Annotated in this window: 24 protein-coding genes; 21 read left to right on the top strand and 3 right to left on the bottom strand. The window is 63.7% G+C overall.

Annotated elements, in window-relative coordinates; genetic code table 11:
- The first annotated feature begins 22 nt into the window (after positions 1-22).
- Genes GGR36_RS10405 through hisD form a run of 4 tightly spaced genes read left to right on the top strand, consistent with a single transcriptional unit; the run spans position 23 to position 3482 of the window.
- Positions 23-280 carry a BolA family protein gene (locus tag GGR36_RS10405; protein ID WP_183634522.1) on the top strand — a complete coding sequence of 86 codons (258 nt, stop codon included), beginning with the start codon at positions 23-25 and terminating at the stop codon, positions 278-280.
- A 1-nt stretch (position 281) separates the two neighbouring features.
- Positions 282-1532 (top strand): UDP-N-acetylglucosamine 1-carboxyvinyltransferase, encoded by a 1251-nt coding sequence (gene murA / locus GGR36_RS10400; RefSeq protein WP_183634521.1) that lies wholly within the window; start codon positions 282-284, stop codon positions 1530-1532.
- 1 nt (position 1533) lies between these two features.
- Positions 1534-2181: an ATP phosphoribosyltransferase gene (hisG, locus tag GGR36_RS10395; RefSeq protein WP_183634520.1), complete on the top strand. Its 648-nt coding sequence runs from the start codon at positions 1534-1536 to the stop codon at positions 2179-2181.
- Positions 2178-3482: a histidinol dehydrogenase gene (gene hisD, locus GGR36_RS10390; protein ID WP_183634519.1), complete on the top strand. Its 1305-nt coding sequence runs from the start codon at positions 2178-2180 to the stop codon at positions 3480-3482. The genes hisG and hisD overlap by 4 nt, the downstream gene beginning before the upstream one ends.
- Before the next feature lie 112 nt (positions 3483-3594).
- Here the strand turns inward: hisD and hisC are convergent, their stop codons facing one another.
- The gene (hisC, locus tag GGR36_RS10385; RefSeq protein ID WP_183634518.1) at positions 3595-4659 is read right to left on the bottom strand and encodes a histidinol-phosphate transaminase; all 1065 of its coding nucleotides are present in this window, start codon (positions 4657-4659) and stop codon (positions 3595-3597) included.
- A 129-nt stretch (positions 4660-4788) separates the two neighbouring features.
- On the opposite strand from hisC, the gene hisB reads away from it, so the two are divergent.
- The 10 genes from hisB (at position 4789) to tatC (ending at position 10230) form a co-directional block, all read left to right on the top strand.
- Entirely contained in the window at positions 4789-5376 is a 588-nt protein-coding gene (hisB, locus tag GGR36_RS10380; RefSeq protein WP_183634517.1) for an imidazoleglycerol-phosphate dehydratase HisB, read from the top strand.
- A gap of 10 nt (positions 5377-5386) precedes the next feature.
- Positions 5387-6019, top strand: a complete 633-nt coding sequence (gene hisH / locus GGR36_RS10375; protein WP_183634516.1) for an imidazole glycerol phosphate synthase subunit HisH — start codon at positions 5387-5389, stop codon at positions 6017-6019.
- Between the two features lie 87 nt (positions 6020-6106).
- Positions 6107-6859: a 1-(5-phosphoribosyl)-5-[(5-phosphoribosylamino)methylideneamino]imidazole-4-carboxamide isomerase gene (gene hisA / locus GGR36_RS10370; RefSeq protein WP_183634515.1), complete on the top strand. Its 753-nt coding sequence runs from the start codon at positions 6107-6109 to the stop codon at positions 6857-6859.
- Between the two features lie 5 nt (positions 6860-6864).
- Complete coding sequence (gene hisF, locus GGR36_RS10365; protein ID WP_183634514.1) at positions 6865-7623, top strand: imidazole glycerol phosphate synthase subunit HisF; 759 nt, start codon at positions 6865-6867, stop codon at positions 7621-7623.
- 8 nt (positions 7624-7631) lie between these two features.
- Positions 7632-8024 (top strand): phosphoribosyl-AMP cyclohydrolase, encoded by a 393-nt coding sequence (hisI, locus tag GGR36_RS10360; RefSeq protein ID WP_183634513.1) that lies wholly within the window; start codon positions 7632-7634, stop codon positions 8022-8024.
- Positions 8021-8347: a phosphoribosyl-ATP diphosphatase gene (locus GGR36_RS10355; protein ID WP_183634512.1), complete on the top strand. Its 327-nt coding sequence runs from the start codon at positions 8021-8023 to the stop codon at positions 8345-8347. Before hisI ends, GGR36_RS10355 begins: the two co-directional genes overlap by 4 nt.
- Positions 8344-8691, top strand: a complete 348-nt coding sequence (locus tag GGR36_RS10350) for a histidine triad nucleotide-binding protein (protein WP_183634511.1) — start codon at positions 8344-8346, stop codon at positions 8689-8691. The genes GGR36_RS10355 and GGR36_RS10350 overlap by 4 nt, the downstream gene beginning before the upstream one ends.
- Positions 8692-8701: 10 nt before the next feature.
- The gene (tatA, locus tag GGR36_RS10345) at positions 8702-8926 is read left to right on the top strand and encodes a Sec-independent protein translocase subunit TatA (RefSeq protein ID WP_183634510.1); all 225 of its coding nucleotides are present in this window, start codon (positions 8702-8704) and stop codon (positions 8924-8926) included.
- Positions 8927-8995: 69 nt separating this feature from the next.
- The gene (tatB, locus tag GGR36_RS10340) at positions 8996-9475 is read left to right on the top strand and encodes a Sec-independent protein translocase protein TatB (protein ID WP_183634509.1); all 480 of its coding nucleotides are present in this window, start codon (positions 8996-8998) and stop codon (positions 9473-9475) included.
- A gap of 5 nt (positions 9476-9480) precedes the next feature.
- On the top strand, positions 9481-10230 hold the full coding sequence (gene tatC / locus GGR36_RS10335) for a twin-arginine translocase subunit TatC (protein WP_183634508.1): 750 nt from the start codon (positions 9481-9483) through the stop codon (positions 10228-10230).
- 3 nt (positions 10231-10233) lie between these two features.
- Here the strand turns inward: tatC and GGR36_RS10330 are convergent, their stop codons facing one another.
- A complete protein-coding gene (locus GGR36_RS10330; RefSeq protein ID WP_183634507.1) occupies positions 10234-11409 on the bottom strand; it encodes a trypsin-like peptidase domain-containing protein in 1176 nt (391 codons plus the stop codon).
- Positions 11410-11500: 91 nt separating this feature from the next.
- Here GGR36_RS10330 and GGR36_RS10325 point away from each other — a divergent pair, with 91 nt between their 5' ends.
- Positions 11501-12247 carry a Nif3-like dinuclear metal center hexameric protein gene (locus GGR36_RS10325; protein ID WP_183634974.1) on the top strand — a complete coding sequence of 249 codons (747 nt, stop codon included), beginning with the start codon at positions 11501-11503 and terminating at the stop codon, positions 12245-12247.
- Between the two features lie 35 nt (positions 12248-12282).
- Here the strand turns inward: GGR36_RS10325 and GGR36_RS10320 are convergent, their stop codons facing one another.
- On the bottom strand, positions 12283-14433 hold the full coding sequence (locus GGR36_RS10320; RefSeq protein WP_183634506.1) for a type IV pilus assembly protein FimV: 2151 nt from the start codon (positions 14431-14433) through the stop codon (positions 12283-12285).
- 497 nt (positions 14434-14930) lie between these two features.
- Here GGR36_RS10320 and pflB point away from each other — a divergent pair, with 497 nt between their 5' ends.
- From pflB to sucC, 6 genes are all read left to right on the top strand, one after another.
- Positions 14931-17186: a formate C-acetyltransferase gene (gene pflB / locus GGR36_RS10315; protein WP_183634505.1), complete on the top strand. Its 2256-nt coding sequence runs from the start codon at positions 14931-14933 to the stop codon at positions 17184-17186.
- 16 nt (positions 17187-17202) lie between these two features.
- On the top strand, positions 17203-18060 hold the full coding sequence (gene pflA / locus GGR36_RS10310; protein ID WP_183634504.1) for a pyruvate formate-lyase-activating protein: 858 nt from the start codon (positions 17203-17205) through the stop codon (positions 18058-18060).
- 89 nt (positions 18061-18149) lie between these two features.
- On the top strand, positions 18150-19544 hold the full coding sequence (locus GGR36_RS10305; RefSeq protein WP_183634503.1) for a bifunctional enoyl-CoA hydratase/phosphate acetyltransferase: 1395 nt from the start codon (positions 18150-18152) through the stop codon (positions 19542-19544).
- A gap of 19 nt (positions 19545-19563) precedes the next feature.
- Positions 19564-20748 (top strand): acetate/propionate family kinase, encoded by a 1185-nt coding sequence (locus GGR36_RS10300; RefSeq protein WP_183634502.1) that lies wholly within the window; start codon positions 19564-19566, stop codon positions 20746-20748.
- 184 nt (positions 20749-20932) lie between these two features.
- On the top strand, positions 20933-21499 hold the full coding sequence (locus GGR36_RS10295) for a DUF2889 domain-containing protein (protein ID WP_183634501.1): 567 nt from the start codon (positions 20933-20935) through the stop codon (positions 21497-21499).
- A gap of 229 nt (positions 21500-21728) precedes the next feature.
- Positions 21729-22889, top strand: a complete 1161-nt coding sequence (gene sucC, locus GGR36_RS10290; protein WP_183634500.1) for an ADP-forming succinate--CoA ligase subunit beta — start codon at positions 21729-21731, stop codon at positions 22887-22889.
- The last annotated feature ends 1 nt before the right edge of the window (position 22890 follow it).

Genomic DNA, 22890 nt, shown 5'->3' with positions numbered 1-22890 from the left:
CCTGTTCCAGGCAAAGAGAGTCATGTTTCAAGCTGAAGAGATTGAACGTCTGGTCGCCCAGGGCTTGCCCTGTGATTTCATCCAGATCCAGGGCGACGACGGTGTGCACTTCACCGGCATCGTCGTCAGTGCCGAGTTTGCCGGCAAGCCGCGGGTGCGCCAGCATCAGGCCGTGTATGCCACCCTTGGCAGCCTGATGGGCAACGAGATCCACGCCCTGCAGCTGACCACCTACACCCCCGAACAATGGGCCGCGTTCCGCAAGGAGCTCGGCGAATAACATGGACAAACTGCTGATCTCCGGTGGTCGCCCGCTCTCGGGCGAGGTCGCCATTTCCGGCGCCAAGAACGCTGCGCTGCCGATTCTGTGTGCGGCGCTGCTGACGGACGAACCGCTGGTGCTGACGAACGTGCCGCGCCTCAACGACATCGGCACGATGCTCAAGCTGCTCACCCAGATGGGCGTGAAGGTCGAGCGCGACGGCAACACGGTTACGCTTGATGCCAAGGGTCTCGACAACCCGCTTGCGCCGTATGAGCTGGTCAAGACCATGCGTGCCGCCGTGCTCGTCCTTGGCCCGTTGATGGCGCGTGTCGGCCACGCAAAAGTGTCGCTGCCGGGTGGTTGCGCGATTGGTGCGCGGCCGGTCGACCAGCACATCAAGGGCCTTCAGGCGATGGGCGCCGAGGTGCATGTCGAGCATGGTTACATCGACGCCAAGGTGGGCAAGCTGCGCGGTGCGCGTTTGTTCACCGACATGGTGACCGTGACCGGCACCGAGAACCTGATGATGGCCGCGTGTCTGGCCGACGGCGAAACCGTGATCGAAAACGCCGCGCGCGAGCCGGAAGTGGTCGATCTCGCGAACTGCCTCGTCTCGATGGGTGCGCAGATTTCCGGCGCCGGTACCGATGTGATCCGCATCCGAGGCGTCGCCAGGCTGCACGGCGCCACCCACCGCATCATGCCGGACCGGATCGAGACCGGGACCTACCTGTGCGCGGCAGCAGTGACCGGCGGCAACATCCGCTTGACCGGCACCAGCACGAATTACATCGACGCGGTGGTCGACAAGCTGATGGACGCCGGTTGCGAAATCGGCTCGGAGCGCGATGCCATCACGCTCAAGGCGCCCGCGCGCCTCAAGGCGGTGAGCCTGCGCACCGCGCCGTACCCGGCCTTCCCGACCGACATGCAGGCGCAGTTCATGGCGCTCAACGTGGTGGCCGAGGGCACCGCGATCATTCGCGAGACGATCTTCGAGAACCGCTTCATGCATGCGGTCGAATTGATCCGCCTCGGCGCCAACATCCGCATCGACGGCAATACTGCAGTTGTCACCGGCGTCCAGGCCCTGCAGGGCGCCACCGTGATGGCGACCGACCTGCGCGCATCCGCCAGCCTGATCATCGCCGGTCTGGTGGCCGAGGGCGAGACGCTGGTCGACCGGATCTATCACCTCGACCGCGGCTACGAGCGTCTTGAAGACAAACTCGGTGCGCTCGGCGCAACCGTCAAGCGGGTGAGCTGACATGGCCTTCGAAGGCATCACGCTGGCGCTCTCGAAGGGGCGCATCTTTGAAGACACGCTGCCCCTGCTTGCGGCGGCAGGGATCACGCCGATCGACGATCCGGAGAAATCGCGCAAGCTGATCATCGACACCAACCGGCCGGACGTACGGCTGGTGATCGTGCGGGCGAGCGATACGCCGACCTATGTGCAGTACGGTGCGGCTGATCTGGGCATTGCCGGCAAGGATGTGCTGATCGAACACGGCGGCGCAGGGCTGTATCAGCCGCTCGACCTGAAGATCGCGCGCTGCCGCATGTGCGTTGCAGTGCCGCGGGGGTTTGATTATGACGCGGCGGTGCAGCGCGGTGCGCGCATCCGGGTGGCCACCAAGTACATCCAGACTGCGCGCGATCACTTCGCCCAGAAGGGTGTGCATGTCGACCTGATCAAGCTGTACGGCTCGATGGAGCTGGCGCCGCTGGTCGGGCTGGCCGATGCGATCGTCGACCTGGTATCGAGCGGCGGCACGTTGCGTGCCAACAACCTGGTCGAGGTCGAAGAGATCATGGCGATCAGCTCGCGGCTGGTGGTCAACCAGGCCTCGCTCAAGATGAAGCACGCCTTGCTGCAACCGGTGATCGACGCCTTTGCGGGAGCGGTGAAATGACCGAGATCCTTCGCCTTTCTTCGTCAGACGCCGATTTCGATGCGCGCCTGAACCGCCTGCTCGCCTTCGAAGCGGCGACCGACGACGTGATCGAGCGCTCTGTCAGTGAAATCCTCGCCGCCGTGCGCCTCGAAGGCGACGCCGCGGTGCTGGCCTACACGCGGCGTTTCGATGGTGTCGATGCGCAGTCCTTGGCCGAACTCGAGCTGTCGAAGGCGCAGCTTGCCGCCGCCCTGGCCAGCCTGCCGGTGGCACAGCGCACCGCACTCGAAGAGGCCGCGGCGCGCGTTCGCAGCTATCACGAGCGCCAGCCACTGACGAGTTGGGACTACGAAGAAGCCGACGGTACGCGGCTGGGCCAGCAAGTCACCCCGCTGGACCGCGCAGGGCTCTACGTGCCCGGAGGCAAGGCCGCCTACCCGAGTTCGGTGCTGATGAATGCGATTCCTGCCAAGGTGGCGGGCGTGCGCGAGCTGATCATGGTGGTGCCAACACCGCGCGGAGAAAAGAACCCGCTGGTGCTGGCCGCGGCGGCCGTCGCCGGCGTCGATCGCGTATTCACGATCGGTGGCGCGCAGGCAGTGGCGGCGCTGGCCTATGGCACACAGACCATTCCGCAGGTCGACAAGATCGTCGGGCCGGGCAATGCCTATGTCGCAGCCGCGAAGCGACGGGTTTTCGGCACGGTGGGCATCGACATGGTGGCCGGCCCCTCCGAGGTGCTGATCATTTCTGACGGCAGTGGCAAGCCGGACTGGGTCGCTATGGACCTGTTCGCGCAGGCGGAACATGACGAGCTGGCGCAGTCGATCCTGCTGTGCCCGGACGCAGCTTTCCTCGACGCGGTCGCGGCCTCCATCGACAAGCTGCTGCCGACGATGCCCCGTGCAGCGACCATCGGCGTTTCCCTTGCGAAACGCGGCGCCCTGATCCGGGTGCGCGACCTCGACGAGGCGTGCCGGATCGCCAACCACATCGCGCCCGAGCATCTTGAGTTGGCGGTGCACGACGGCGACGCGCTGCTGCCGCAGATCCGCCACGCTGGCGCAATCTTTGTCGGCCATTGGTCGGTGGAGGCGCTGGGCGATTACTGTGCAGGCCCCAACCATGTGCTGCCCACTTCGCGCAGTGCGCGCTTCTCGTCACCACTGGGCGTGTACGATTTTCAGAAGCGCAGTTCGGTGATCCGCATGTCGAAAGCGGGTGCGCAGCGGCTCGGCAAGGTCGCGTCGGTGCTGGCCCACGGCGAGGGATTGCAAGCGCATGCCCGATCGGCAGAGTTGCGCGTCGAAGCGGATTGAGCAGGCTTGTGCCGATGCAAGAAAGGCCGTCCAGAGTGGGCGGCCTTTTTGTTTTGCGGCACGCGGGGCTGCGTGCCGAGGGGGGCGGAGGTTTCGGCTGCCTTGGACTTCTTTAAGCGGCCAGAATTTCCGTGAGGGCGGAGGTCAGCGCGGCGCACTGCTCGTCCGTGCCGACCGTGATCCGCAAGAACTGGTCGATGCGTGGCAGGCTGAAGTGCCGCACGATGATGCTGCGTTCGCGCAGTCGCCGCGCGAGTTCGGCCGCATCTCGCTGCGGATGGCGGGCGAACACGAAGTTCGCGGCCGACGGCAGTACGTCGAACCCGAGTTGCTGCAGCCCTTGCAGCAGCGTTTCGCGCGAGGCAATGACACGCGCGCGGCAATCGCGGAAGTAGGCTTCGTCTTCGAACGCCGCCACGGCACCGGCGATGGCCAGGCGATCCAGCGGATAGGAGTTGAAGCTGTTCTTGACCCGCTCCAGCGCTTCGATCAGGTCCCGGTGGCCGGCCGCGAAACCGACCCGCAGACCCGCCAGCGAGCGCGACTTCGAGAGCGTCTGCACCACCAGCAGGTTCGGGTAGCGATTGATCAGCCCGATCGCGCTCTCGCCGCCGAAATCGACATACGCCTCATCCACCACCACCACTGAGCCGCTGTTGGCCTGGAGCAGACGCTCGATGTCCCCCAAGGGCAACAAACGTCCCGTCGGTGCGTTGGGGTTGGGGAAGATGATGCCGCCGTTGGCACGCCCGATGTAATCGTCTACGCAGATGCCGAACTGGGCGTCGAGCGGCACGGTCACCGCTTCGATGCCATACAGGCCGCAATACACCGGATAGAAACTGTAGGAAATATCGGGGAAGAGCAGCGGCGCCGGGTGCCGGAGCAGCGCCATGAAAGCATGCGCCAGCACTTCGTCCGAACCGTTGCCGACGAACACCTGCGATGCGTCGATCTGGTGGTAGGCCGCGATGGCTGCTTTGAGCCGGTCCGCGTTCGGGTCCGGATAGAGGCGCAGGTTGTCGCTGGTTTCGGCGGCGATCGCCGCGAGTACGCGAGGGCTTGGGCCGTAAGGGTTCTCGTTGGTGTTGAGCTTGACCAGATTGGCAAGCTTGGGCTGCTCGCCCGGCACATAGGGCGTCAGGCCCTGGACAACATCGCTCCAGTAGCGGCTCATCGGGATCTTGATCGGTCGAGGATTCGGGGATAGTGGCGGGGCCGCAACACTGCTGCGGCGCAACGAGGCAATGCTATCATGCCCTTCCGATCCCAATCCCCGATGGGCCAACCGGCCCGACAGTTCGCCATGCGGCAAGTCGAAGTCACCCGCAACACGCTTGAGACCCGTATCACCGTGCGGCTCGATCTGGATGGCTCTGGCCAATCCTCACTTGCTACCGGAATTGGTTTCCTTGATCACATGCTCGACCAGATCGCTCGCCACGGCTTGATCGATCTGGACGTCAAGTGCGAAGGCGACCTGCACATCGACGGACACCACACGGTGGAAGACGTGGGCATCACGATCGGCCAGGCGTTTGCGGCGGCCGTGGGCGACAAGAAAGGGCTTACGCGCTACGGGCACGCCTACGTGCCGCTCGACGAAGCGCTGTCGCGCGTGGTGGTCGATCTCTCCGGTCGTCCAGGGCTGGAACTGCACTGCGATTTCACCGCGGCGATGATTGGCGGGCTGGATACACAACTGGTGCACGAGTTCTTTCAAGGTTTCGTGAACCACGCTGGGGTGACGCTGCACATCGACAACCTGCGTGGCCGCAATGCGCATCACCAGTGCGAGACGATATTCAAGGCGTTCGCGCGAGCCCTGCGCATGGCGACAACGCCGGATCCGCGCGCAGTGGGCATGATGCCCTCCACCAAGGGTTCGCTCTGAGGTTGGCGTCATGAAGATCGCAGTCGTCGATTACGGTATGGGGAATCTACGTTCGGTCGCGAAGGCGCTCGAACACGTCGCGCCAGAGGCGACCGTCGTGGTCACCTCCGAGGCGTCTGAACTCGACGCCGCAGACCGCGTGGTCGTGCCTGGGCAGGGCGCATTGCACGACTGTATGCGCGAATTTCTGGCGCGCGGCCTGCGCGATTCGGTCGAACGCGCTTCGCGTACCAAGCCTTTCCTCGGCATTTGCGTCGGCATGCAGATGCTGTTCGATCATGGCGACGAAGGCGATACCGCCGGACTCGGACTGGTTGCCGGTGAGGTGCCGAAATTCTCGGCGACCATGCAGTCCGAGGATGGGGCCCACCTGAAAGTGCCACACATGGGCTGGAACGAGGTCGAAGCCTTGTATCCCCACCCGATGTTTGCGGGGATTGCGCCGAATGCGCGCTTCTACTTCGTTCACAGTTACTACTGCGCCCCCCGTGACGTGGCTGACGCGGTGGCGCAAACCCGCTACGGCATCGCCTTTACCAGTGCGGTGGCGCGGGATAATATTTTTGCGACCCAGTTCCACCCGGAAAAGAGCGCTGCCGCGGGGCTGCAGTTGCTTGCCAATTTCGTGAGCTGGATGCCCTGAGACGAGATCGATTCTCCCTGCGGACGTGCGGCGATTGATGCGCCTTCGCTCCGCGCCGATAACCCATACTGCTGCGTTGACCTCACTATGCTGCTGATTCCCGCGATCGACCTCAAGGACGGACACTGCGTGCGCCTCAAGCAGGGCGACATGGAAGATGTGACCGTGTTTTCCGAAGACCCGGCGGAAATGGCTCGTCATTGGCTGGCACAAGGCGCGCGACGCCTGCACCTCGTGGATCTCAATGGCGCGGTGGCCGGCAAGCCGAAGAACGAGGCGGTGATCCAGGAGATCGTCGCTGCCGTCGGCGACGACATCCCGGTTCAACTGGGTGGTGGCATTCGCGATCTGGACACCATCGAGCGCTACCTCGATGACGGTGTCAGCTACGTCATCATCGGCACGGCTGCCGTAAAGAACCCGGGTTTCCTGCACGATGCCTGTGGTGCATTTCCGGGCCACATCATCGTTGGCATCGATGCCAAGGATGGCAAGGTTGCTGTCGATGGATGGTCGAAGTTGACCGGGCACGACGTCATCGATCTGGCGAAGAAGTTCGAGGACTACGGCGTCGAGTCGATCATCTACACCGATATCGGTCGCGACGGGATGCTCGGCGGCGTGAATATCGAAGCCACGGTGAAGCTGGCGCAGGCGCTGCGCATTCCGGTGATCGCCAGCGGCGGCATCGGCAGTATTGCCGATATCGACGCGCTGTGCGCCGTCGAAGATGAGGGTGTGATCGGTGCGATAACCGGCCGCGCGATCTATGAAGGCAAGTTTGATTTCAAGGCCGCGCAAGCGCGCGCCGACGAATTGAACGGCCGCTCGGAAGGCTGATCCGGATGCTGGCCAAACGCATCATTCCTTGTCTCGACGTCAACGCGGGCCGCGTGGTCAAGGGCGTGAACTTCGTCGAGCTGCGTGATGCGGGCGACCCGGTCGAGATCGCGCGCCGCTATGACGATCAGGGCGCCGACGAGATCACCTTTCTCGACATCACTGCCAGTTCGGACGATCGCGACATCATCCTGCATGTCGTCGAGCAGGTGGCTGAACAGGTGTTCATCCCGCTCACCGTTGGCGGCGGTGTGCGCGAGGTGGCCGACGTGCGGCGCTTGCTCAACGCGGGCGCTGACAAGGTGTCGATGAACACGGCGGCGGTGAGCAACCCGCAGCTGGTTGCGGACGCGTCGGGCAAGGTCGGTTCGCAGTGCATTGTGGTGGCGATCGATGCCAAACAGGTCGCGCCGGGCAAGTGGGAAGTCTTCACCCACGGTGGCCGCAAGCCGACGGGGCTCGATGCCGTCGAATGGGCGCAGCGTGTCGCATCGCTTGGCGCCGGGGAAATCCTGCTGACCAGCATGGATCGCGACGGCACGAAGAACGGGTTCGATCTTGGCCTGACCCGCGCGGTCTCCGATGCGGTAACGATCCCGGTCATCGCGAGCGGCGGCGTCGGCAACCTGCAGCACCTGGCGGATGGTGTAAGCGAGGGCCGCGCCGACGCGGTGCTGGCGGCGAGCATCTTCCATTTCGGCCAGCACACGGTGCGTGAAGCCAAAGAGTACATGCGGGACCGGGGCATCGAGGTACGACTGTGAAGGCTGCGGTGACTGAAACGCGCTGGCTCAACGAAGTGACCTGGGACGATCAGGGGCTGGTACCCGTGATCGCGCAGGATGCCGAGACCGGTGACGTTCTGATGTTTGCCTGGATGAACCGCGAGGCGCTCTCCCGCACCGTCGAATCCGGCGAGGCGGTGTACTGGAGCCGCTCGCGTCGCAAGCTGTGGCACAAGGGTGAGGAGTCGGGCCATGTGCAGAAGGTCCGCGAAGTCCGGCTCGATTGCGACGGCGACGTGGTGCTCCTGCGCATCGAACAGGCCGGCGGCATCGCCTGCCATACCGGGCGTCGTTCCTGTTTCTTTACCCGCCTGCACGATGGCAACCAGTGGCAGGAAGTGGATCCGGTTCTGAAAGACCCCAAGGATATCTACTCATGATCGACCCGGAAGTCCTGCAGCGCCTGGGGCGCACGCTGGCCGAGCGCAAGGGCGCTTCAGCCGATAGTTCCTATGTGGCGAGCCTCTACGCCAAGGGCACCGACGCTATCTGCAAGAAGGTCGCGGAAGAGGCTGCCGAGACCATCATGGCGGCGAAGGACGGTGACTTGCGCCACATCGTTCATGAAGTGACCGACCTGTGGTTCCACAGCATGGTGCTGCTCTCGCAGTTCGGCTTGTCGGTCGACGATGTGCTGGTTGAATTCCGCCGGCGTGAGGGCATCTCGGGTATCGACGAGAAAGCATCGCGAGGTGCGCAATGAGCGACTGCATCTTCTGCCGTATCGTCAAGGGCGAGATTCCGGCAGCGAAGGTCTACGAAGACGAGCAAATGCTGGCGTTCAAGGACATCCGGCCGATCGCCCCGGTGCATGTGCTGGTGATTCCGAAGCGCCATATCGAATCGCTTGCGACCGTGGGAGAAGAGGATGCCGCTTTGCTGGGGCATCTTTTCGCGTCGATCGGGAAAATTGCCGCCGAACAAGGTGCGACGGACGGCTTCAGGACGATCATCAACTCCGGAAGGGTGGGCGGGCAGGAGGTGTATCATCTTCACGCCCACATCATTGGCGGCGGCGCGCCGCTGCCGGCCATGATCAAGTATTAAGGAGTGCAACATGGGTTCAATGAGCATCACCCACTGGTTGATCGTGCTGGTCATCGTTCTGCTGGTGTTCGGTACGAAGAAGCTGCGCAACATCGGGGAAGACCTGGGCGGTGCGGTTCGCGGCTTCAAGCAAGGCATGAAGGACAGCGCTGATCAGGCGCCTGCCAATGCCGAACAGGCGCAGATCGCGAAACAGACGATTGACGCCGAAGTTCGCGAGAAGGAAAAGAGCTGATCGGTTGGGCGCAAGGCCGATCGGGGGCGTCCGGTGCGACGCCCTTTGCATTTCTGACAAGGCACACGCATGTTTGACATCAATTTCGGCGAACTGGCGGTGATCGGTGTGGTGGCGCTGGTGGTGATCGGGCCCGAGCGCCTGCCCCGCGTGGCGCGGACCGCCGGGCACCTGCTCGGGCGACTGCAGCGGCATGTGGCCGAAGTCAAGGCCGACATCAGTCGCGAGATCCAACTCGATGAAATGCGCCGCTTGCAGGCGCAGGTCACCGACTCGGCGCGCGAACTTCAAAGCAGCATCCGCGAGCAGGCGCGCGAGTTCGAAGCAGCCATGCAGCCGGCAGTGGATGAGCTCAAGTCCTTGTCTTCGCACGAGGTGCTTCCGGTCGAGTCACCGGCGGTCGCGAGCGTGGCGGAACTCCCGCCCTCGCTGGAATCGGTCGGCGAGGTCGCACCGGTCGCGACCGACGCAGCCCCGGTCGCGGCGGTCGACGATACGCAACTAGATCTGTTCGGGACGCCCGCGCCCGCTTCGACCCACAAGACCTGAGCACCATGGCCGATTTGCCGGAAGACAGTTTCATCTCGCACCTCATTGAGTTGCGTACGCGCTTGATCCGCTCCGCGGTGGCGTTCGTCGCCGTGTTTGCGTGTCTGATGCCTTTTTCGTCGCGCATCTACGACATCCTCGCGGCGCCCTTGATGCGCACGCTGCCGGCAGGCACCCACATGATTGCCACCGGCGTGGTGACGCCGTTCTTCGTGCCGATCAAGGTCACGATGATGGTCGCGCTGATCATTGCGCTGCCCTACCTGCTGTGGCAGGCGTGGGCCTTCATCGCCCCGGGCTTGTACGCGCATGAGAAGCGCCTCGCAGCCCCGCTGGTCGTCGCGAGCTCTCTGCTGTTTCTGGTTGGAATGGCCTTCTGCTACTACTTCGTGTTCGGCGTGGTCTTCAAGTTCATCGCCGAGGTGAAGCCTGAGAGCGTGACCGTTGCGCCAGACATCGAGCAATACCTGGCTTTCGTGATGTCGATGTTCCTCGCGTTCGGCTTGACCTTTGAGGTGCCCATCGTCGTCATCGTGCTCGTGAAGATGGGCTTGGTGAGTATCGAAAAGTTGCGCGAGATCCGTCCCTATGTGATCGTCGGCGCATTCGTCGTCGCGGCTGTTCTGACACCGCCTGACGTGACTTCACAGATCATGCTCGCGGTGCCCATGTGCCTGCTTTACGAGGCCGGCATCCTGGTCGCTCGCATGATCACGCGCCCCACCGACACCCACGCCATTCAGGCGCGCGACTGAAGCTCACTGGCTCACCGCCTCCGGCGGAGGGCGCTTGCCGATCTTCACACGGGGCTCGAGAGACTTGCTGCCCCGTTTGAGTGACAGCGTCGCCTCCGCCCCGGGGTCGAGTCCGGCTATGGTTTCCAGCATGTTCTGCGCCCCACTGATGCGGCGGCCGTTGATCGCCACCAGCAGATCGCCCGGTTGAACCTGCGCCTGATCGGCGGGTCCGCCATTGACGATGCCGGTGATCAGGGTGCCCTCGGTGGCCGGCAGACCGAGCGCGGAGGCTTGCTCTGCCGTGATTTCGCGTACTTCTACGCCGATCCATCCGCGCGTCACCGATCCGGTCTTGATGATCTGCTCCATCACATTGCGCGCGAGCGAGGCCGGTATGGCGAAGCCTATCCCCAGCGACCCGCCCGAGCGTGAATAGATGGCGGAATTGATGCCGACGAGATTGCCGGCCGCATCCACCAACGCGCCCCCCGAATTGCCCGGGTTGATCGCTGCATCGGTCTGGATGAAATTCTCAAAAGTGCTGATACCAAGCTGCGAGCGGCCCAGCGCGCTAACGATGCCCATCGTAACGGTCTGCCCCACGCCGAATGGGTTGCCAATGGCCAGCACAACGTCCCCGACACGCAAGGACTCCTGAACGCTGAACGTCACAGCCTGGAGCTTGTCGGCCTTGATGCGGAGTACCGCCAGATCGGTGTCCGGGTCGCGCCCCACGACGGTTGCTGCGAGTTTGCGGCCATCGTAAAGGGCGACTTCAATTTCGTCTGCCTGTTCCACCACATGGTTATTGGTCAGGATGTAACCGGACGGGCTGGCGATGACGCCTGATCCCAGGCCGGAGGCCCGACGCTGGGTTGAATCGCCACTACGGTCGCCGAAGAAATGGCGGAACAAGGGGTCGTCGGCAAACGGGTTGCGAGGCTGCCGGATTTCCTTGCTGGTGAAGATGTGCACGACAGAGGGCAGCGCCTTTGCCGCCGCTGGTGCGTACGAAGTGCGGACGTTCGTCGTTGGTGCAACGCTTTCGGCGCTCTGCGGGGCGGCCTCGAATACCGGGACGAATTGCGCAAGTGGTGCACGCGGCGAGAACCAGCCCGGTTTCAGTGTGGTGACGACAAACAGCACGGCGAGGGAAGCCGTGACTGCCTGACAGAAGATCAGCCACAAGCGGCGCATAATCGGTGGTCTCGAAACGGTTAGCGCGGCCTCCCGGGTGCTGCGGCGCTATCTGGTCTGTGCCAGTTTGCGGAGAGGAGGAGGGCAACTCATGCATCGCGATGAACTGCAACGCTATCTGGACGACCTGCTGGGAGCCCCGCGGATCAAGGATTATTGCCCAAACGGTTTGCAGGTGGAAGGACGTGCCGAGATACGCAGGCTTGTTTGCGGTGTCACCGCGAGCCTGTCGCTGATCGAAGCGGCAATCCGGCTAGGTGCAGATGGTCTGCTCGTCCATCACGGTTACTTCTGGCGCGGTGAAGACCCACGGGTTGTCGCGACGCGCCGCAAGCGGCTGGCCGCTTTGATTTCCCACGATCTCAACCTGTTTGCCTACCACCTTCCCCTCGACGTGCATCCGGATCTGGGCAACAACGCGCAACTGGCGCGGGTCATGGGATGGCTTCCGGAAGGCCGCTTTGGCGAACAGGATGTCGGCATGATCGGTCGTATCGAGGCGCCGGCGACGCTGACGCATGTTGCCCGGTCGATCGCGGCGAGGCTGGGCCGCGAACCGCTTGTCGTCGGTGAAAGTGCCGAGCCTATCCAGCGCATTGCCTGGTGTACAGGAGCGGCGCAGAGCATGTTCGAGGCGGCCATTGCAGCGGGAGCCGAATTGTTCGTTTCAGGGGAAGTGTCCGAGCCTACCGTCCATCTCGCGCGGGAGAGCGGCGTGCCCTACATCGCTGCCGGACACCACGCAACCGAGCGCTATGGCGTGCACGCTCTTGGCGCGCATCTGGCGTCGCAGTTCGGGCTGCACTGCGAGTTCATCGATATCGACAACCCGGTGTGATCCGTCCCGGCGTGGTCTAGCCGCAAGCCCGGGATCTACTGGTCGCGTGGCTTGAGGGGTGGCAGGTCTTCATCGAGGTTGAACTCGATCATCGATTCCGTGCGTTCAGGGATGAATTCGGGGGCGGCTTGGCGCGCTGAGTTCTCGGGGAGCAGGGGCGCGTCAAGGTGGAAGTCTGCGGCGGCGGCATCGTCCTTGGTTGCCACATTCGGCGCTTGGGTGATGGGTGCCGCCGTGGCGGGCGAAGGTGCAGCCATGCCCACGGGGGGGGACTCTTCGGTGCGCGAACTTGGCGATTCCATCTCGCGGATCTCGTCGCTCGTCGGCTTGAAGGCACCGAGTTCGATTTCGAGTACGCCGTTGAGGCAGAGAATGTCGTCGACGATACCGAGCGGGAATCCCTGACGCGTGCCCTTGCGGTTGTCGCGAAGCAGCGTGTGCAGATAGCGCTGGCAGTCCCTGGTGCGCCATGTGTCGACGATGCGATCGATGATGTGCGGCATCTGTTCGACCGATTCGTTGGCCTCCTTGACCTCGTCGAACTCATCCCATGTCACGGCCTTGACGTTGAAGGTCTTGTTGAGCTGCCCTGCGAGCGCGTCGAATTCGACCCGCATCGCTGCCGCCTTGTAGACCTCAAGCAGTTTGATCCAGGGGCGCACGGCCTGTTTCGGGTTGGCCCGGATGAATTCAGCCAGCGTCTCTGCGGCACCCTGAACGCGGCCGAAAGACATCATGATCTCGGCAAGTTCGACCGCAGAGTCGTGCTCCTCGACTTCGTCGTCGATGTGCAGCAGGCTACTCGGCCCCAGACCGCCCGGCGAAATCGTTGGCGGGCTCCAGTCCAGGCTTTCCTTGGCGCTGCCGCCCAGCGGTGGCGGGGTGTCGCGCTCAGGCCAGATGTCGGCAGCGGTGAGCGCATCCGCCTCAACGTCGAGTTCGTCGTCACCTTCCGCGAAGCGCCCTTCATCGGTGCTGGCGAGCGGCACGACCGGCAGGACCTGAATGCGTCTGCGACGCCACGCGACCCACGCGCCAATGGCGAGCAGCATTGCCAGCGTCGCCAGGGCGATGGCTTTCCAGGGGATGTTGGGCGTGGCCGCGCCGTCGAGTGCCGCGCTCCGTGTCGAAGGCTGGCGCGCGATCAGGCCGGCAAGGCGCTCGTTTTCAGCTTGCAGCTTTTGCTGCGCGGCTTCGAGCTGGCGGATCCGCTCGTTGAGTTCCAGCGTGGTCGCGATCCTGTCGTCGATCGCGAGGATCAGTTGCTGCTCGCGCCGCAGCCGTGCGCGCGTCGAATCATCCTGCACCACCTGCCGACGTGCATCCTCGAGTTCAAGCGATTCCCGCAGCGGCGCCTCTACATCCTCGCTGGTCACCGTGAGGCGGTCTTGCGCCGGCGCAGCTGGGGTCCGCTCGACGGGTTTGCGCTTTGCGGGGGGCTTCGGTGTTTCAGTGCGGGGCGCGCTCGGCGGCGACCCCGCGGTCGGTACTGATGCAGCGGGTTGCGCACGCGTTGCTGCTGCGGTGCTCGGAACCTTGAGTTCGGTGCCCGCTTCCAGTCGCGCGTTCGCGGGGTCAGTAGCGCCAGCGTATAGCTCGGGGTTGGCCCGCACGATCTCGCGGGTGATACGGCGCTGTGCGGCACGATCCCGCGGCGCGAGAGCGCTCGAAATGGACGCAGCGGATTCTCCCGGTGCGGCTGTCCATGTTTGTACGTTCCGTGGCGTGCCGCGCGGACTTGCGGCGCTGGATGCCTGCTCGGCGGCGGGCGCAGCCCGGGGGGCCTCCACCAAAACCGCTGGGCCGAGCAGCAACGCATATTCACGCCGGACTTGGGAGCCGCATCCGACCACGACACCCAGCATGATCGCCGGGTCGTGAATCGAGTAGCGGGTGGTAACGACCAGGCGGTAGGCGCTGCCGACTTGCTCCAGCCGGGTTTGTGCGTCGCGAACCCAGGGCAGGTCGTCGGTCGTGCCGGACTGGCTGTGAAGGCGGAAGCATTCGGCGCCCAGCGTGTCGAGGCTTTCTCCGACGAGCGGAATCTCTACACGAAGGGGTTGTGACAAGCCGCTGCGCAACGCGGCTTCGCCCAGTCCGGCTGCCTGTGCCGAAACACTGGCAATCGCGACGAGGCACAAAAACAGAGCATGCCGTCCGAGATTGGATTCGTTGCGTTCAGTCACGAGAGACTGCGTCCTGGAAGCGCGCGATCGCACCATCACCCTTGTTTCGGCCGGATATGGGTGAACTTTAAGGCGTTACTCGCACGAAAGCGAGTCTGCGAGCGGCGTCCGTGAATTCTTTCCGGTTTGCAGGGCGACCAAGGACACTTCTGCGAACACGGCGCTGGAGCGTTGGCGCTAATAGCGCCATGGATTGTTTTTATTGATTTTGCAATGCGCAATGGTGTTTCGCATTATAGCAAACACAAACAGCAAAGTCTTTGACTTGGCTTTCTTGTTGTGGACCCGTTAGAGGCATAGGCTTACTGGGTGATTTGAGGGTTCCAGGCTCCCCCGCCGCAAGATCCCAGATGCCCGCGTGCTTCCTGTTGGCGCCGGCTCTCGGGTGTCAGACGCCGAGGGTTTAGCGTCGAGATCCGGCAAGGTCTGGCGCCCGGCAATGCATGCGTGCCTGCATGGCGCGCGGGGCGAATTGAAAATGCCACAGGAGGGCAATCATGGATGTAGCGGTCAAGAATGACACTCAGGTTGTAGGCGAACCCTGGCGCGGCTTCGTTGAAGGGCGCTGGCAGAAGGAAGTCGATGTGCGCGACTTCATCCAGCGTAACTACACGCCGTACGAAGGTGATGACAGCTTCGTCTGCGGCGCGACTGATCGCATCAAGACCCTGTGGGCAAAGCTCCAGCCGCTGCTCGCGGAAGAGCGCGAGAAGGGCATTCTGGATGTCTCTCAGATTCCGTCCGGTATCACCGCCCACGCGCCGGGCTACATCGACAAGGATCTGGAGCTGGTTGTCGGCCTGCAGACCGAAGCGCCGCTCAAGCGCGCGATCATGCCTTACGGCGGCTGGCGGATGGTCGAGACCTCGCTTGAGGCCTACGGCTACAAGGCCGACCCGCGCATCGCGGAGATCTTCACGAAGTATCGCAAGACCCACAACGCAGGCGTGTTCGATGCCTACACCCCGAGCATCCTGGCTTGCCGCAAGTCCGGCATCGTTACCGGCTTGCCCGATGCCTACGGCCGCGGCCGCATCATCGGCGACTACCGCCGTGTTGCGCTGTACGGCGTGGACTTCCTGATCGCCGCGAAGAAGCGCGAGAAGGCTGAACTCAACGACGTGCATTCGACCGAAGACGTGATCCGTGCCCGTGAGGAACTCTCGGAGCAGATCCGCTCGCTGGCCGAACTCAAGGAAATGGCCGCCAACTACGGCTGCGACATCTCCAGGCCGGCCGCGACCGCGCAGCAAGCGGTGCAGTGGACCTACTTCGGCTACCTCGCAGCGATCAAGCAGCAGAACGGTGCTGCGATGTCGGTGGGCCGCGTTTCGACCTTCCTCGACGTGTATTTCGAGCGTGACCTGAAGGAAGGTCGCATCACCGAGCAGTTCGCCCAGGAAATCATGGACGACTTCGTGATGAAGCTGCGCCTGGTCCGTTTCCTGCGCACGCCGGAATACAACGAGCTGTTCTCGGGCGACCCGGTGTGGGCGACCGAATCGATCGGCGGCATGGCCGAAGATGGCCGCACCCTGGTCACCAAGACCAGCTTCCGCATGCTGAACACCCTCTACACGCTGGGGCCGGCGCCGGAGCCGAACCTCACCGTGTTCTGGACGCCGGCACTGCCGGAAGGCTTCAAGCGCTTCTGCGCGAAGGTGTCGATCGACACGTCGTCGATTCAGTACGAGTCGGACGAGCTGATGCGCCCGCGCTGGGGTGACGACTGCGCGATCGCCTGCTGCGTGTCCGCCATGCGCGTCGGCAAGCAGATGCAGTTCTTCGGTGCCCGCGTGAACCTCGCCAAGACCATGCTTTACGCGATCAACGGTGGCCGCGACGAGATCTCCGGCGAGCAGATCGGCCCGGAACTGCCGCCGCTGGAAGGCGACTACCTCGACTACGACACGCTGATGGCGCGGCTGGACGTCATGATGGACTGGCTGGCGAAGACATACGTCAACGCGCTCAATGTCATCCATTACATGCATGACAAGTACGCGTACGAGGCCATCGAAATGGCGCTGCACGACCGCGACATCCTGCGCACGATGGCCTGTGGTATCGCCGGCCTGTCGCATGCGGCGGACAGCCTCTCGGCTGTCAAGTTCGCCAAGGTCAAGGTGGTGCGTGACGAGCGCGGCCTGATCGTCGACTACGTCACCGAAGGCGACTTCCCGTGCTACGGCAACAACGACGACCGCGTGGATGACATCGCCACCGGCCTCGTGACGACCATGATGGAAAAGATCCGCAAGTACCCGACGTATCGCAACGCGATGCACACCCAGTCGGTGCTGACGATCACCTCCAACGTGGTGTACGGCAAGAAGACCGGCTCGACGCCGGACGGTCGCAAGAAGGGCGAAGCCTTCGCGCCGGGTGCCAACCCGTCGAACCAGAAGGACACCCACGGCGCGCTGGCCGCGATGATGTCGGTCGCCAAGATTCCGTACGAAGACGCCGCCGACGGCATCTCGCTGACGCTGTCGTACTCGCCGAGCGCACTCGGTACCGCTGAAGAGCGCACCGAGAAGCTCAAGGGCAGCCTTGACGGTTACTTCGGCAGCGAAGGCTTCCACGTCAACGTGAATGTGCTCAACCGCGATATGCTGATCGACGCGATGGAGCACCCGGAAAAGTATCCGCAACTGACCATCCGGGTTTCCGGCTACGCGGTGAATTTCGTCAAGCTGACGCGCGAGCAGCAGATGGACGTGATCAACCGTACCTTCCACGGCAACATGTAATTCAGGAGGCTCTCCCGTGGCGACACGCCTCTCCGGCAGTCGCTACGAGTTGAAGGTCCAGTCCGGGGCCACCCAGTCGGGTGGCCCGGATCATTTTGCGATCCACGAGGCCGATCTCGAGGACATCGCGGAAAACGAAGACCAGCAACTCGTCGGCTACATCCACTCGTACGAAATGGGCAGCGCGGTAGATGGCCCCGGCATTCGCGCCGTGGTCTTCCTGTCGGGCTGCCTGATGCGTTGTCAGTACTGTCACAACCCCGATACCTGGCACAAGCTGCACGGCACGCCGACGACGGCCGGCGACCTGATGGCGGAGCTCAAGAAGTACGTGCGCCCGCTCACCTTGTCCAAGGGCGGCGTGACGATCAGTGGCGGCGAGCCGCTGGTGCAGCACCGCTTTGCCAAACGCATCCTGCGCCGCTGCAAGGAACTGGGCCTGCACACCGCGCTCGATACCTGCGGCCGACTGGGCGAAAAGCTGTCGGATGAAGAGTTGATGGATGTCGATCTGAACCTGCTCGACATCAAGTCTGGCGACCCGGATACCTACTTCCGGGCGACCCACCAGCCACTGCAGCCCACGCTCGATTACGCCAAGCGCTTGTCGGACCTGAACCGGCCGACCTGGGTGCGCTTCGTGCTGGTGCCCGGCCTGACCGACGATTACGACAACGTCGAACGCGTGGCCGACATCACTGCGAGCATCCGCAGCGTCGAGCGCGTCGATGTGCTGCGCTTCCACCAGATGGGGCGCTCGAAGTGGGAGGCCCTCAACATCAAGTACCCGCTGGCCGACACGCAGCCGCCCAGCAACGAACTGACCGAGCGGGTCAAGGAGCAGTTCCGCTCCCGAGGTCTCAAGGTGTATTGAAGCGCCGGGGGTGCCGCTGATCGCTGTCAATATTGCATCGCAATAACCGTGACAGACTTCACGCCATCCCTTGCCCTGGAATCGACGCCATGGATGAGTTGAAAAACCTCACCTACGACGATCTGCACGTCGGCGCGTCGATGGAAGTCACGCATACGGTCACGCCGACCAACGTCGCGATGCTCTCGCAGCTTTCCGGCGACGCCGAGATCTTCCACCCCGAGACTGACAAGACGGACGAGAAGCTCTCGGTCCAGGGCGTCTGCGCGGTAGCCTTGATGTCCAATGTCGTGACGCGCCGACTGCCCGGCCCGGGCACGCGGATCATCGGTCAGGACCTGCACGCGGATGGTTTCATCACCGACGGCGATGCACTGACTGCGTCGGTACGGGTGCGCGACAAGCACGCCGCCGACCGCACCGTCCGTCTCGACGTCCGGGTGGTGAATCAGCACGGTGATGACATCCTGTGGGGCGCGCTGACGGTACTGCCGCCGGGCACCAAGGGCAGCTTTGCCGACACCAGTCAGGCGGCGTTTTACATGCCACGCAACGATGCCTTCGAAAAGATGTATGCCGCGTGCGAGGGGATCCCCCCGGTCCTGACCGCGGTGGTCCATCCCTGCGATCGCGATTCGCTGCTGGGCCCGGTCGAGGCGGCGCGCAAGGGTTTGATCGTGCCGGTGCTGATTGGCCCCGCCGCAAAGATCCGCGCGGTCGCCGACGCCGAAGGCATCGACCTGACGCCTTATCAGTTGATCGACTGCGAGCATAGCCATGCGGCGGCCGATCACGCGGCAGGCATGGCGCGCCACGGCAAGGTGCAGGCGCTGATGAAGGGTAGCCTGCATACCGATGAGCTGATGGGTGCGGTGGTGAAGAGCGCCAACGGCCTGCGCACCTCGCGCCGTGTCAGCCATGTGTTCGTGATGGACGTGCCGGCCTATCCGCGCATGCTGATGGTCACCGACGCCGCGATCAACATCTTCCCGACGGTGGAGGAGAAGGTCGACATCGTGCAGAACGCGGTTGAACTGGCGCACATCCTCGGCGTCACCATGCCCAAGGTGGCGGTGCTCTCGGCGGTGGAGACGGTCAACCCCAAGATCCAGTCGACGATCGACGCCGCGATGCTGTGCAAGATGGCCGACCGCAAGCAGATCACCGGCTGTGTGATCGACGGTCCGCTTGCCTTCGACAACGCGGTCAGCGAAGCGGCCGCGAAGACCAAGAAGATCGTCTCGCCGGTGGCCGGGCGCGCAGACATCCTGATCGTGCCTGACCTCGAAGCCGGCAACATGGTCGCGAAACAGTTGCAATACCTCGCCGGCGCCGACAGTGCTGGCATCGTGCTCGGTGCCAAGGTGCCGATCGTACTCACCAGCCGGGCCGACTCTGTCGCCACCCGGATGGCTTCCACCGCGGTAATGGCGCTGATCGCGCATTACCGTCGCACGGGAGAGATCCCGATGAATAACCCCTGAAAACTCACAAGGTTCCCCCATGACCGATGCAATCGTTGTTCTGAATGCAGGCTCGTCGAGCCTCAAATTCTCCGTATTCGCCGCCATCGATGGCGACTTGCAGCTGCGCCTGCGTGGCCAGCTCGAAGGGCTGTTCACCTCGCCGAAGTTCGTCGGCAAGGCGGCCGACGGCAAGGTACTGGGCGAACATGCCTGGCCCGACGGCTTCCAGCTCGGTCACGAGGGGGCGATGGCGCACCTGACGGCGTTCCTCGACGCGCACACCGAAGGCCTGAAGATCAAGGCGTTCGGTCACCGCGTGGTGCACGGTGGCGTCGAGTTCGCCGAGCCGGTGCGCGTCGACCCGGCCACGCTCAAGCGTCTCGAAGCCTTTGTGCCGCTCGCGCCGCTGCACCAGCCCAACAACCTGTTGCCGATCCGCCTGTTGCTTGAAGGCGGCACAAAGGCCGCGCAGGTGGCCTGCTTCGATACGGCTTTCCACCGCGACCAGCCGCTGATCGCGCAGATGTATGCGCTGCCGCACGAGATGACGGCTGCCGGCGTGAGGCGTTACGGTTTCCATGGTCTCTCGTACGAGTTCATCGCGTCTGTCATGGCGCAGCACGATGAGCGCGCCGCCAAGGGCCGCACGGTGGTTTTCCACCTTGGCAACGGCGCAAGCATGTGCGCGGTGCAGAACGGCCGCAGCGTCGCGACGACGATGGGCTTTACCGCAGTCGACGGGCTGCCGATGGGCACCCGCTGCGGGTCGGTCGACCCGGGTGTGCTGCTGTACCTGATGGACCAGCGTGGCATGGATGCCCGTGCGATCGAGAAGTTGATCTATCACCGCTCCGGCCTGCTCGGCATGTCTGGCATTTCGAGCGATTGCCGCGTGCTGGAAGAGTCCGACGAGCGCAATGCGAAGCTCGCGCTCGACCACTTCTGCTATCGCGCCGCACGCGAACTCGCGTCGCTGGCCGGTGCGATGGGCGGTCTGGATGCGGTGGTCTTCACCGCAGGTATTGGCGAGAACTCGCCCACCGTGCGAGCGAAGATCCTCGAACAGGCGGCATGGCTGGGCATCGAACTGGACCGCGATGCGAACAACTGCCGTGGCTTCGCCAAGATCAGCACCGCGTCGAGCGCTGTCAATGCCTGGGTGATTCCGACCAACGAAGAACTGATGATCGCGCGCCACGCCTGGCGCGTTGTCCACGGCTGACCCCGCCCACACGAACCCACCTCTCCCCCCGGGTACGGCCGGCCGCTGCGAGGCGCCGGCCGTTTTTCATGAGGATTGTCGGCGCCGGATCGATTGCCCCTCGCTGCCGACGCAGTCATTGCTATCATCGTCGGCGCAGAAGCGGCCGCGAGCGCGGGGGCGTCGGGCCGGAGCAGGGGGAATCATGGCATTGCCGGAACCGGTCGCCGCGCGTCGGCGACTTCATACGCGCCGCATCGTGGCGGAAGGCTTTCTGCGCGAAGACGGTTTGTTCGACCTTGACGCGACGCTGACCGACCTGAAGGACGCCGACTACGAGATCCTCTCCGGCGTGCGCCCGGCCGGCACGCCGGTGCACGAGATGCGGGTGCGCCTGACGATCGACCGCCACTTCAACATTACCGACGCCGTCGCCGACACCACCTGGGCGCCTTACACCGGGTATTGCGAGGTCATTGCTCCGGCCTACCGGCAGCTCGTTGGATTGAACCTGTTCCAGGGATTCCGCAAGGCGATGCAGGAACGTTTTGCAGAAGTGAAGGGCTGCACCCACCTGACCGAACTCCTCTTGACGCTGCCGACCGTCGCGCTGCAGACCTTTGCGACCCTGATCCGCGAAGACGATTCGGGCGACCGCAAGCCCTACCAGCTCGACCGCTGCCATGCGCTCGACTCTTCCGGCGCCGCGGCCCAGCGCTACTACCCGCGCTGGCACCGCCCTCGCAGCTTCGAAGACTCCGGAAACACGTAAGTAACCCGCAAGGGCGATTCGGTTACAATCCGGCCGATCCGGGTGTTGCACTGCGGCAACGGGGCTGCCAAGCGCCCGGTCTGGCTTTTGCCGAGGGAGGGGGAGAGTCGGCATCCGCTGCGTCAAAGGGGGCGCAGTCCGTCTCGTCTGCCCGTGTTCCGACCCGATACCAACTTTGAGCCTACTGAGCCCGGCGACCCCGGGCGGGGGCAGAGATCGAAGGGCAACCATGAAGATTCACGAGTACCAGGCGAAAGAAGTCCTGCGCAAATATGGCGTCGTTACGCCGCGCGGCATTCCGTGTTTTTCCGTCGATGAGGCCGTCAAGGCCGCCGAGGAGCTGGGCGGCAAGATCTGGGTGGTGAAGGCCCAGATTCACGCCGGTGGCCGTGGCAAGGGCGGCGGCGTGAAGCTGGCCCGTTCGCTCGACGAAGTGCGCACGCTCGCCAACGAGATCCTCGGCATGCAACTGGTCACGCACCAGACCGGGCCGGAGGGCCAGAAGGTCCGCCGCCTGCTGATCGAGGAAGGTGCCGACATCAAGAAGGAATACTACGTTGCCGCGCTGACCGACCGTGCCACGCAGAAGGTTGCCATGATGGCGTCCTCCGAAGGCGGCATGGACATCGAGGAAGTCGCGCACAACACGCCGGAGAAGATCATCAAGGTCTTCGTAGATCCGGCGGCTGGCCTGACCGACGCGCAGGCGAAGGAACTCGCAAGCGGCATCGGCGTACCGGAAGCCTCGATCCCGCAAGCCGTCGATACGCTCAAGCGCCTGTACACCTGCTACATGGAAACCGACGCTTCGCTGGCGGAAATCAACCCGTTGATCCTCGAAGGCAACGGCAACATCAAGGCGCTGGACGCCAAGTTCAACTTCGACGCGAACGCGCTGTTCCGCCACCCGGAAATCGTCGCCTATCGCGACCTGGATGAAGAGGACGCCGACGAAATCGAGGCCTCGAAGTTTGACCTCGCTTACATCTCGCTCGACGGCAATATCGGCTGCCTGGTGAACGGTGCCGGTCTGGCGATGGCGACCATGGACACGATCAAGCTCTTCGGCGCCGAACCGGCGAACTTCCTCGACGTGGGCGGCGGCGCGACGACCGAGAAGGTCACCGAAGCCTTCAAGATCATGCTCAAGAACCCCAAGGTGAAGGGCATCCTGGTCAACATCTTCGGCGGCATCATGAAGTGCGACACCATCGCCACCGGCGTGGTCACGGCGGCCAAGGAAACCCACTTGTCGGTGCCGCTGGTCGTCCGCATGAAGGGCACCAACGAAGACCTCGGCAAGAAGATCCTTGCCGAATCGGGTCTGCCGATCATCTCGGCGGACACCATGGCCGAAGCGGCCGAAAAGATCGTCGCTGCCGTCAAGTAAT

It is taken from the genome of Niveibacterium umoris (assembly GCF_014197015.1).
GTDB classification, from domain to species: domain Bacteria; phylum Pseudomonadota; class Gammaproteobacteria; order Burkholderiales; family Rhodocyclaceae; genus Niveibacterium; species Niveibacterium umoris.
Note: the sequence above shows the minus strand (reverse complement) of the source record. Positions and strands in the feature narration are given on the sequence as shown.